Origin of the sequence: Bradyrhizobium sp. AT1 (assembly GCF_001590795.1) — a bacterium.
GTDB lineage: Bacteria > Pseudomonadota > Alphaproteobacteria > Rhizobiales > Xanthobacteraceae > Bradyrhizobium.
In genome coordinates this window covers 3,662,234-3,672,245 of sequence record NZ_JXDL01000001.1, presented here as the reverse complement: position 1 = coordinate 3,672,245, position 10,012 = coordinate 3,662,234, and the positions used below count along the sequence as shown (strand labels likewise).

General features: G+C 65.5%; 12 protein-coding genes. 3 read left to right on the top strand and 9 right to left on the bottom strand.

Features of this window, described 5'->3' with window-relative positions:
* The 5 genes from SE92_RS17165 to SE92_RS17145 form a co-directional block, all read right to left on the bottom strand.
* Window positions 1–848: caspase family protein (locus tag SE92_RS17165; protein ID WP_245324625.1), on the bottom strand; the 848-nt coding region annotated here is incomplete at its 3' end.
* 193 nt (window positions 849–1,041) lie between these two features.
* The gene (locus SE92_RS17160; protein WP_063196837.1) at window positions 1,042–1,581 is read right to left on the bottom strand and encodes a VOC family protein; all 540 of its coding nucleotides are present in this window, start codon (window positions 1,579–1,581) and stop codon (window positions 1,042–1,044) included.
* 25 nt (window positions 1,582–1,606) lie between these two features.
* Window positions 1,607–2,575 (bottom strand): Bug family tripartite tricarboxylate transporter substrate binding protein, encoded by a 969-nt coding sequence (locus SE92_RS17155; protein ID WP_063196835.1) that lies wholly within the window; start codon window positions 2,573–2,575, stop codon window positions 1,607–1,609.
* 11 nt (window positions 2,576–2,586) lie between these two features.
* Entirely contained in the window at window positions 2,587–3,480 is an 894-nt protein-coding gene (locus tag SE92_RS17150; RefSeq protein ID WP_063196833.1) for an MBL fold metallo-hydrolase, read from the bottom strand.
* A 4-nt stretch (window positions 3,481–3,484) separates the two neighbouring features.
* Window positions 3,485–4,693, bottom strand: a complete 1,209-nt coding sequence (locus SE92_RS17145) for an ABC transporter substrate-binding protein (protein WP_063196831.1) — start codon at window positions 4,691–4,693, stop codon at window positions 3,485–3,487.
* A 168-nt stretch (window positions 4,694–4,861) separates the two neighbouring features.
* Between SE92_RS17145 and SE92_RS17140 the strand changes: the two genes are divergently transcribed.
* From SE92_RS17140 to SE92_RS17130, 3 genes are read left to right on the top strand one after another with little or no spacing between them, the layout of a single operon-like run.
* The gene (locus tag SE92_RS17140; protein WP_063196829.1) at window positions 4,862–5,560 is read left to right on the top strand and encodes a TetR/AcrR family transcriptional regulator; all 699 of its coding nucleotides are present in this window, start codon (window positions 4,862–4,864) and stop codon (window positions 5,558–5,560) included.
* Entirely contained in the window at window positions 5,538–6,089 is a 552-nt protein-coding gene (locus tag SE92_RS17135; protein ID WP_063196827.1) for a carboxymuconolactone decarboxylase family protein, read from the top strand. The genes SE92_RS17140 and SE92_RS17135 overlap by 23 nt, the downstream gene beginning before the upstream one ends.
* Window positions 6,090–6,098: 9 nt before the next feature.
* On the top strand, window positions 6,099–6,944 hold the full coding sequence (locus SE92_RS17130) for an SDR family NAD(P)-dependent oxidoreductase (protein WP_063196825.1): 846 nt from the start codon (window positions 6,099–6,101) through the stop codon (window positions 6,942–6,944).
* 84 nt (window positions 6,945–7,028) lie between these two features.
* Here the strand turns inward: SE92_RS17130 and SE92_RS17125 are convergent, their stop codons facing one another.
* The 4 genes from SE92_RS17125 to SE92_RS17110 are packed head-to-tail and all read right to left on the bottom strand — an operon-like array spanning window position 7,029 to window position 9,599.
* Complete coding sequence (locus SE92_RS17125; RefSeq protein ID WP_063203595.1) at window positions 7,029–7,565, bottom strand: DoxX family protein; 537 nt, start codon at window positions 7,563–7,565, stop codon at window positions 7,029–7,031.
* The gene (locus SE92_RS17120) at window positions 7,565–8,344 is read right to left on the bottom strand and encodes an HvfC/BufC N-terminal domain-containing protein (protein ID WP_063196823.1); all 780 of its coding nucleotides are present in this window, start codon (window positions 8,342–8,344) and stop codon (window positions 7,565–7,567) included. Before SE92_RS17120 ends, SE92_RS17125 begins: the two co-directional genes overlap by 1 nt.
* Window positions 8,334–9,251, bottom strand: coding sequence for an MNIO family bufferin maturase (bufB, locus tag SE92_RS17115; protein ID WP_063196821.1), 918 nt, complete (start codon window positions 9,249–9,251; stop codon window positions 8,334–8,336). The genes SE92_RS17120 and bufB overlap by 11 nt, the downstream gene beginning before the upstream one ends.
* A gap of 42 nt (window positions 9,252–9,293) precedes the next feature.
* Window positions 9,294–9,599: a BufA1 family periplasmic bufferin-type metallophore gene (locus tag SE92_RS17110; RefSeq protein WP_063196819.1), complete on the bottom strand. Its 306-nt coding sequence runs from the start codon at window positions 9,597–9,599 to the stop codon at window positions 9,294–9,296.
* Window positions 9,600–10,012 lie beyond the last annotated feature (413 nt).

The window sequence follows — 10,012 nt, the reverse complement described above, 5'->3', positions numbered from 1 at the left end:
TGAACCTTTGCCAGGTCGGTATAGAACCCGCTCGGATGCGCGGCGATATAGAGATCCCAGGCCTCCACCGTGCCGACGCGTTCGGCAAACTCATAGTCGCGCGACGCGCTCGTGTCGCTGGAGACCGCCGGCGCGGCGGGCGAGGGAGCAGGCGCAGCCGACGGGGCCAGCACGACGTCGTCGCCGCCGAGCGAGCCGTAGATGAAGGGCTCCTGCCTGTTGGTTGTGGCCTGCAGCACCTCGTCGCGGACATAGCCGAACGCCTTGCGCAGATCGAGACCCGGCGTTGCCAGGTGATGCGCCAGCGCCGTGGCGAACGGGCTATTCCGGCCGTCGCCGTCCAGCGCGGTGAGGCCGGCCTTGGCGGCGAAGGCCACCAGCGTGTTCGGACTCGAGGGTTCGACCTTGGCAAGGCCGCGCGCGACCGCTCGCGAGGCCATCGTGCGCTTCATGTTCTTGGCGAACGGATTGTCGCGGCAGGCATCGAGAATGACGAGGCGCAGCCGCTTGGCCGGCTCGATGGCGACCAGCACACGGTCGAGCCCGATGGTCTCGTCATAGACGTCGGTGTCGTTCTCGAGCTGGGCGTCAACCGGAACGAGATAGTTGTTGCCGTCGATCTCGATGCCGTGGCCGGCATAATAGATCACGGCGATGTCGGCGCCACGCGCCTTGGCGCCGAAATCGCGCAAGGTCCGGCGCATGTCCTGCGCGGAGAGATCGTTGCGTGCTTCGACGACGGTGAAGCCCGCCTTCTTGAAGGTCTCGACCAGAAGGCCGGCATCGTTGGTGGCATTGGCGAGCTTGGGCGCGCGTTGATAGGCCGAGTTGCCCATGACGAGCGCCATGCGCTGGTCGGCAAAGGCCGCGTCCGGTCCAAATACGAGCGCCAGGGCGCTGAAAACAAAGAGACAAATGAATCTCATCACGGCCCCCAAGCCGGGATCTCTAAATGTCGGCAAGAATATCCGACCGGGGCCGCAATACAATTTCTATTTGATTTCGTCCGGCGCGGTTCGGATCGCAAACCGGTGATCAATCCTACGATTTCGTCCTGCCGACCTCACGGATCGGCCGCGTGCCGTCCCAGCTCATCGCGGCCTGCCGGACTTTCTCGAAGAACGGGCCCTTGGTGCCGCTGATGTCGGAGATCTCGATGATCGTTCCCGGGTGTGCCTGCGTGTCGAAATAGGCAAAGCGCCCCTTGTCGCCGCCGATCTGGCCCTCATGGCCGATTCTGTAGCCGAGCCGGATCGCCCTGTCGTACAGCGCCTCGTAGTCGTGGCTCCAATACGACATGTGTTGCAGCCCTTCGTGGCCGGCGTCGAGGAATTCCTTGTACAAAGAGGGCGCGTCGTTGCGCTGCTGGATCAGCTCGATCTGGAGGTCGCCGGAATTGGCGAGCGCAATGCTCATCTCGACGGATGAGTCCTGGCCGCGATGGCGAAACCAGTCGGTCTTGACGCGGTCCATGTAGTACCAGGGACCGACGTCCATCACCTCGATCCAGTGCTTCATCGCGGCCTGGATGTCCCGCACCACGTACCCGTTCTGGCGCACTGCGCCGAAGATGCGGCTCATGCCCGCGCTCCCTCTCTCGACCTGCTCACTTGACTTCGATACCGGCGTCCTTGGCAACCTGCTTCCAAGCGACGATGTCGCGGGCGTTGATGTCGCGCTGCTCCTCGCCCGGGACGAATTGCGGCGTGATGCCGAGCTTCAGCAGCTTTTCCTTGACCTCGGCATCGCCGAGCGCGTCCTTCAGCGCTACCGACAGTTTTTGCGCGATCGGCGGTGCAAGGCCCGCGGGGGCATACATCGCCCAGGACAGGCTGCGGTCGAACGGCACGCCCTGCTCCTTGTAGCTCGCGACATCGGGCAGGCTCGGGGAGCGCTCGCCGCAGGCGGCCAGCGCCTTGATCGAGCCGTCCTTGACGAGCGGCGTCGCGGTCGCGACATCGAGCGTCGCGAGCGAGATGTGACCGCCGAGCAGATCGCCGGCGAGTTTCGCGATGCCGTTGAACGGCACATGGTCCATCTTGATGCCGGTCTGCTGCATCAGGATCTCGGCACAGAACTGCCCGGTCGAGCCGACGCCCCAGCTGCCGTACTGGACCGGTTCGCCCCTCTTGGCCAGCGCGACCAGGCTCTTGATGTCATCGGCAGCAAAATTCTTGGTCGCGACCAGCATGATCGAGGAGGTGCCGACGCGGCCGATGGTGGTGAAATCCTTGATCGGATCGTAGGGCAGCTTTGGATAGATCGCGGGCGCCAGCACATGCGTGGTCATGCCGCCGACGGTGATGGTGTATCCGTCATTTGGCGATGTCGCGACCATCTGCGTGCCGAGCGTACCGGCGGCACCCGTGTGGTTCTCGATATAGATGCTCTGCCCGAGCGTCTTGCCCATCCCGTCCGCCAGCAGCCGCCCGACCACGTCGCCGCCGCCGCCGGCGGCATAAGGCAGCAGCATCTTGATCTTGTGGGTGGGATAGGCGGCGGGATCCTCGGCGCGAGCCGGCAGGGCCGCCGACAACAATGCGAGAAACGAAAGCGTGACAGTGCGCAGCATCATGATGGCATTCCCTAGTCTTCAAAACGAAATCGATAGGCATCGCCGTGCCTGATCACGCGGCCTGCGGTCGGTGCCGGAAAATGACCGGTGAGCAGATAGCTCGGCGTGTCCGCGAGCTCCTCGAGCAGTGCCATCCGCGTCGCGACCGCTGCGGCCGGATCGACATCGGCGGCGTTCGACAGCCACGGCGCGGCGCACTGGATCGGATGGTGGATGACGTCGCCCGACATCACCGCGTGATCGTGGCCGCCGTTGAGGTGGATCTGCATGTTGCCGGCGGTGTGGCCCGGCGCCGGCGCGAAGCGCAGCGCCGCGTCGCGATCGCTGAACAGGCGATGGTCGGTCTCGACTAGCTCGGCAAGGCCCGCCGCGACCACCGGCAGCACGGAATCCTCGAACGAGCCATGGTTCACCGGGCTCTTCGGGGCGGCATTGTGCGCGGCCTCGAAATCCCGGTACTCCTCGCGCCCCATCAGATAGCGCGCGTTCGGGAAGGTCGGCACCCAGCGGCCGTCGAGGAGGCGCGTGTTCCAGCCGACGTGATCGACATGCAGATGCGTGCACATCACGAAGTCGACCTGTTCGGGCGCAACGCCCAGCGCCTGCATGTTCTCGAGATAGGGCTGGTTGAGGTCGTTCCAGGCGGGGACGCGCGGCCGCTTCTTGTGGCTGCCGCAGCAGGTATCGACGATGGCGGTCCAGCGCGGCGTGCGCACCAGATAGGAATGGTGGCTGAGGATGAAGCGGCCGGTCTCCGGCTCGATATAGCGGTGATCGAGCCAGCTCCGGTTCTCCGCGATCACCTTGTCGGTGACGTTGGCGAACAGCCAGGTCTTGTCGAAGGCCAGCGCAGCGATCTCGCTGACGAGATCGACCCGCATGCTGCCGATCTTGACCTGTCGCATCGGCTTAGTTCTTCAGGAGATCGCCGAACGGCACCCAGCGCGTACCGTCGAAGCGGATCAGCTGCAGGCTCGTCATCGGCGTATAGCGCGTCGGCGAATTGTTCACCGCCGTGCCGTTGATCAGCATCGGCAGCTTCACGTCCTTCATCGTGGTGGCCTGCTTCATCACATTGGCGCGGGTAAGGTCGTTGCCGGAGGCCTTCAGCACCGTCACCAGCGTCTGCGCGATGGTGTAGCCATAGACGTTCAGCCAGTCGTTCTTGTTGGCATCCGGCATGTACTTGCCCATGAACGCCAGCCATTCCCTGTACCCGGCATCGTCCTTGTTGGCGGGATCGGTGGCGTCCTTCAGGTACTGGCTGGAGATGACGCCGGTGGAATTGTCCTTGCCGGCCGGCTCCAGCACGCCGCTGATCGAGGCCGAGACGTTGGAGATGATGGTCGTTGGCTTCCAGCCGATCTCGCCGATCTTGCGGATCGCCTGGGCGGCGAACTTCGGGGTCGCCGCCACCAGCACTACGTCGGCGCCTGCGGTCTTCAGCTGCAGGATCTGCGTGTCGACCGTCGGCGCGGAGGTCTCATAGGCCGCGCGCGCGACAATGGCTTCGCCGCTGCCGAGTCCTTCCTCCAGCGCCTTCAGATAGTCCTTGCCGAGGTCGTCGTTCTGGTAGAGCACGCCGATTTTCGCGTTGGCGTGGCTGGCCTTGATGTACTTGGCGTAGGCGATGGCCTCGTCGCGATAGGTCGGCTGCCAGCCCACGGTCCACGGAAAATTCTTGGGGTCGTCCCACTTCGCCGCGCCCGAGCCGAGGAAGAGTTGCGGCACCTTGCGGTCGTTGAGATATTTGTGCACGGCGCTGTTGGTCGGCGTGCCGACGCCGCCGAAGATCAGCAGCACCTCGTCGCTCTCGACCAGCTTGCGCGTCTGCTCCACCGTCTTCGGCGGGCTGTAGGCGTCATCCGCGATGATCATCTGGATACGGCGGCCGTTGACGCCGCCGTCGTCGTTCACTTTGCGGAAATAGGCCTCCGCGGATTTGGCGATCTGCGCGAAGGCCGACACCGGGCCGCTCAGCGGCGCGGTGGTGCCGATCCTGATGGTCTTGTCGTCGGCGCCGGGATCGTACTTGCTTTGGGCGTGGGCCATGTTGGCCGCGAACAGCGGCAACAGGAGGCAGGCCGCAGCAAGGCGAAGGCGGGCAAAGCGCGCCATGACGTCGTCTCCCCAAATTGCTCTCCGCTTCTCGGTCGAGCGGAGTTGAAACGCGAGAACAGCCCCCGCAACTGGACTTGCGGGCCGCGACCGGTGCCGCCAGACTGGCGAGACGAACGATCGTTCGTACGGTTGACTAGCGAACGATCGTTCGTTAGTCAAGCCATCATGGCTGTCCACACCTCCAGCGCAGCGGAAGCCGCCGCGCCCACGACGCGGGAGCGCATCCTCACCGAGGCGCTCAATTTGTTCGCGCAGAGCGGCTATGGCGGCGCCTCAATGCGCGAGCTCGCGCGCCGCGTCGGCATCCGCGAGAGCAGCCTCTACAATCATTTCGCTGGCAAAGCCGCGATCCTCGAAGCGATCGTCAGCGAGCACGGCCCCGCGAGCTCGGCGAGCCGGCTGGAGGAGCCGCGCTACAAACAGCTCGCCCGTCAGCCTGCCGCGTTCTGCCGCCAGTTCGCGCTCGACCTCGTCGAGCAATGGTCCGATCCGCGCGAGCATCAATTTCAGAAGGTTATCACCGCCGAGCGCAACCGCGTCCCCGGCATCCGCGCCAAGTTCGCCGACCATTTCTACGCGCGCGAGCAGAGCCTGATGACGGATTATTTCCGCGGCTTTGTGCTTTCCGGCCTGATCTCGACGCCGGATCCGCGCGAGACCGCGCGGCTGTTCGCGGCTGGTCTCATCTACATCCGCCTCGAGCATTACGTGATGGGCGCGGCGCCGTCGCCACGACCGAAGGTGATCGAGGCGATCGACCGTTATCTCGCTTTCTTCCTGTCGCTGATCGCGGCAGGCAATGACAGCGACAACAAGAAACGAAAGCCCAAGGGAGAGACGCGTGGCAAGGCTGCCTCTGATTGATCCGGAGACGACGAGCGGCGATATCCGCGCCTCGTTCGACCGCATGCCGGTCAAGCTCAACATCTTCCGCATGATGGCCCACGCCGAGGCCAACATGATCCCGGCGATGCGGCTCGGCAATTCGATCCTGCACAAGCAGAAGCTCTCCGCGGTCAACCGCGAGCTGCTGATCCTGCTGGCCGCGCAGCTCGAAGGCGGGGCCTACGAATGGCGCCAGCACGTGCCGATCGCGCTCGGCGTCGGCTGCACGCAAGGTCAGGTCGATGCGGTCGAGCGCGCGGACTACGATGCCGCCGCACTGAACGAGGCCGAGCGTGCCTTGCTGAAGTTCGGCCGCGAGGTCGTCGAGAATGTCCGCGTTCCCGAAGCGATATTCGCCGCGGCCCGCAAGCATTTCAGCGATCAGGAGATCGTCGAATCCATCGTCACGCTCGGCTTCTACATGATGATGGCGCGCCTGACCGAGGCGACCGAGACCGATCTCGATCCCGCCGCCGGCATGCAGGTCTATGACGGTGGCAAGAAGTAGGCGACCCGGATGAGCGAGACCGACAGCAAGCCGGAGCGCTACGTCCGCCCACCGAGCGCGGAGTCGCTGGGCGAGGCGCCGGGCAGGGGCCGCCTGAAGGGCCGCCGTATCCTGATCGTCGGCGGCGGCCAGCGTGTGTTCGACCCGGCCACCGATCCCATCGGCAACGGCCGCGCCATGAGCATCTTGTGCGCACGCGAGGGCGCGAAGGTCGCGGTCGCCGATCTCAACCTCGCCTCCGCGCAGCAGACCGTCAAGCACATCACCGACGAAGGCGGCGAGGGCTTCGCGATCGAAGCCGACGTCACGCGTGAGGCCGATGTCATCCGCATGATCGAGGAGGCACATCGCGCCATGGTCGGCCTCGACGGCATGGTGCTGAACATCGGCACCTTCGGCAAGACCGGGCTCGATAACGTCAGTCCCGAGGAGTGGAATAGGATCTACGATGTCAACGTCCGCGGCCCCATGCTGTGCTGCCGCGCAGGCTTGCCGAAATTCGACAATGGCGGCGCCATCGTCTTCATCTCTTCGATCGCCGCGCTGAAGGCGGGATCGCAGATGGCGGTGTACGATTCCTCGAAGGCCGCGCTCGGCGGCTTGATGCGCAACATCGCCCATCTCGGATCGCGCCGCGGCATCCGGGCCAACCTCGTCTATCCCGGCCTCGTCGACACCCCCAACGGCCGCGAAGCCGGCGCCGGACGCCCGAATCGCGGCAAGGGCCACGTTCCCTTCGGCCGGCAAGCGACGGCGTGGGAGATCGCCTATGCCGTGCTGTTCTTCCTCTCGGACGAAAGCGTCTATGTCACCGCGCAAACGCTCGCGGTGGATAGCGGCTTGAGCGGGATGTGACAGGCCTGTAGCCCGGATGGAGCGCAAGCGTAATCCGGGACCGCAGCATCATCCCACGAGCTGCCCCGGATTGCGCGGAGCCTGTCATCGGGCGGCGCTTCGCGCCGACCCGTTGGCTCCATCCGGGCTACGAATACGACAGAGCAGGTGATCGAGCGAGATGTTGCCAGGTCCGTAAGCCATGATGGCCAGCGCCATCGCCGCCCAGGTGAGATGAATCGGCCAGCCGTCGGGCACGGTGAGCTCGACGATGACGGTCATGAACAACAGCCCGAGCCCCGCGAGCCGCGTGCCGAGCCCGAGCACCAGCAGGACCGGAAACATGATCTCGCCGCAGCCCGACAGGAACGCCATCAGCGTCGGGGCTGGAAAGTGATACGGCCCGCCCGGCAGATGCAGCATGAACTCGTCGCTGAACAGGGTCACGGCGGTGTCGTTGAGCTTCAGGAAGCCGCCCCATTTCAGCATGCCCGAACGCCAGAACGGCACGGCCAGCGCGATGCGCAGCACGAGCTGCACCAGCGAGGGGGTGGCAATGGTCTGCACCAGCTGATTGGCCTTGTCGACGAGCAGCCAGAACGACGGCAGGCCGCTCGATGCCATGCGTTGGTCCGTGATCATCATGTGTCTCCAGCAGCAAGCGAGATGAATGCTCCGGCTGCGATCAGGCCGGCGATGTTCGAGGCGATGTCGAATTCGGGCGATGCATCCAGTGCCGACACCGCAGCCTCGCCGAGCGGCCGGCCGGCAGCGAGGCAAGAGGCAAAGACGGCGCCGCCGGCTGGAAGATGCCGCACCGCGACGTCGAGTTCGGGCCGTGTGATCAACGCGTCCTCCGGCGCGGACGCATCGATGCGTTCGGCCGGTGCGTCGCCGCGATTGGCGGCGAAAATCGTGACGGCGGCAAACGGCGAACGAACGATCCGCATCGCAGGGTGCGGGATGAAGACGGCGTCCGCCAGCCGTTCCGGCGCGATCGCGGACAGCCGGGTCGGAGCCAGCGGCGCGGCGTCGCGCGCGTGGTAGGCATCGAGCCAGGCGCGCTCGATGCGGGCGACATCGGCGAGCCAGGGCATATCTTGCGCATGCTCATAGGCTTCGATGAACTCCGGAAAGTCGCGGCCGTATTCGAACAGCAGCGGCGAGGCCGGCGGATGGTTGCGGACATGGAAGCGCGCCATGGCGCGGAAGAACTCAGGTCCGGTGATGCGCTGCACCGCCGGATAGACCGCAGCCAGCGCCTCGATCAGGCTGACGGTGACGTTGTTGCGGTAGACGTCGTAGCGCCGATTGGCGGCCTTGCCGTTCGGGCCGGTGACGATCTCAGGTGTGTGCCGTGCCGGATCCAGCAGCGCCGGCGCAAACGATGCGGCAAAGGACAAGCCCGCTTCAGGCCGCATGACGCTCTCCCGCGACTCCCGAGGACTGATGACGGTCGAGGATCGCCTGCGCGGCGGCGGCTTCCGCCTGCAGCACCGGCCAGTCCGGAATCCTGCTGTCCCATTCGATCAGCGTCGGCACCGCGCCGCGGCGGCGGATGACGATTTCGTAGAGCTTCCAGACGGCGTCCGCGACCGGGCCGTCATGGCTGTCGATCAACAGCAGATCGCCCTCGTCGTCGGCCTGCTCGGCATGGCCCGCAAGATGAATTTCCTGGACGTGCGCTAGCGGGAAGTTTGCGAGATAGTCGAGCGCCGAGGTGCCTTGATTGGTCGCGGAGACGAACACATTGTTGACGTCGAGCAGCAGTCCGCAGCCGGTGCGCTCGGCGATTGCGCGGATGAACTCGGTCTCGCGCATCGTGGATTCCCGGAAGGCGACATAGGTCGACGGATTCTCCAGCAGCAGCGGACGGCGGATCGCCTCCTGCACCTGGTCGATATGGTCGCAGACGCAAGCCAGCGTCGCGTCTGTATAGGGCAGCGGCAACAGATCGTTGAAGAAGCTGGTCTCATGGGTCGACCAGGCCAGATGCTCGGAGACCAGCGCCGGTTGATAGCGCGCGACGAGGGCGCGGAAACGCGCCAGATGCGCCTTGTCGAGTGGCCGGGGTCCGCCGATCGACATGCAGACGCCATGCAAGGACAGTGGATGGTCGCGGCGGATCGCCTCCAGCGCGCGATGCGGCGGGCCGCCGTCGCCCATGTAGTTCTCGGCGTGGACTTCGAAGAAGCCACGCCGAGGTCCGGCCTCGAGGATATCGGACAGATGCTGGGGCTTGAAGCTCGTCCCGGCGACGCCGCCGATGGGCGTTGGAAAGCGGAGCGGCATGGCTGGCGGTCGGGTGGGGCTGATCACCGTGTTCATCCTGCTGCTCCGTTGTGCGTCCTCGCGGCGTCGCGCCGGCGGTTAGATCGGCTTCAGCGAGCCCTTCTTGCCGCCGGGCAGCTCGATGCTGGTGCAGGTGCCGCCTTGCACGAATTTCCAGGCGTTGCCCTGGAAGTCGACGGTCGAGGTGCCCTGGCAGGTCGTGCCCGGTCCTGCCGCGCAATCGTTCTGGCCCTTCAGCGCGACGCCGAAGCACTTCTCCTTCTTGGCGGCGATGGCAGCCTCGCCCTCGGCCTTGGTCAGCGGGCCGGCGGCGGCGAGGGTCGCAAGCGCGGTCGATACGGCGCCGGCGAGGACGAGCGAGGTGACGGCATGTTTGGCAGACATCGAGATTCTCCTGTTCGAGATGGCATCGCCTGGCAGGGATGCGCGCATGGTCTCCTTCGCTCTGCGCGCAGCCCGCGTTACGGAAGGCTGCTCACGAACCCGTGAGACCGGTCGGATCGGCGCACGGCCGGTGCGCTTGGACCGGTATTTGCGGGCCAGCGTCCACTCAAGGCCAATGCTTAAGGCGTATCGAGACGGTAGCCAGCGGGCATTGGTGACGGGCGTCCTTTTGCTGCCAGAGGTAACGGGCGCGGGCCGGCGGCGTAGAGCATGACAGTGGCTCGGTGGACCGGCAGGCGAAGAGGGCGATGAAGGTTGATCCGGAACGACGGCTCCAGGCGATCGCACGGCTGACGGTCAGCATCCGCCTTGCGGTGTCGGCACTGGTCCTGGCGGCGATCCTGCTCACGGCC

Coding starts and splice junctions, on each gene's coding strand:
- SE92_RS17155 (WP_063196835.1), bottom strand. CDS start 2,575: ATGATGCTGCGCACTGTCACGCTTTCGTTTCTCGCATTGTTGTCGGCG.
- SE92_RS17120 (WP_063196823.1), bottom strand. CDS start 8,344: ATGCGGCCTGAAGCGGGCTTGTCCTTTGCCGCATCGTTTGCGCCGGCG.
- SE92_RS17145 (WP_063196831.1), bottom strand. CDS start 4,693: ATGGCGCGCTTTGCCCGCCTTCGCCTTGCTGCGGCCTGCCTCCTGTTG.
- SE92_RS17130 (WP_063196825.1), top strand. CDS start 6,099: ATGAGCGAGACCGACAGCAAGCCGGAGCGCTACGTCCGCCCACCGAGC.
- SE92_RS17110 (WP_063196819.1), bottom strand. CDS start 9,599: ATGTCTGCCAAACATGCCGTCACCTCGCTCGTCCTCGCCGGCGCCGTA.
- SE92_RS17140 (WP_063196829.1), top strand. CDS start 4,862: ATGGCTGTCCACACCTCCAGCGCAGCGGAAGCCGCCGCGCCCACGACG.
- SE92_RS17160 (WP_063196837.1), bottom strand. CDS start 1,581: ATGAGCCGCATCTTCGGCGCAGTGCGCCAGAACGGGTACGTGGTGCGG.
- SE92_RS17125 (WP_063203595.1), bottom strand. CDS start 7,565: ATGATCACGGACCAACGCATGGCATCGAGCGGCCTGCCGTCGTTCTGG.
- bufB (WP_063196821.1), bottom strand. CDS start 9,251: ATGAACACGGTGATCAGCCCCACCCGACCGCCAGCCATGCCGCTCCGC.
- SE92_RS17150 (WP_063196833.1), bottom strand. CDS start 3,480: ATGCGACAGGTCAAGATCGGCAGCATGCGGGTCGATCTCGTCAGCGAG.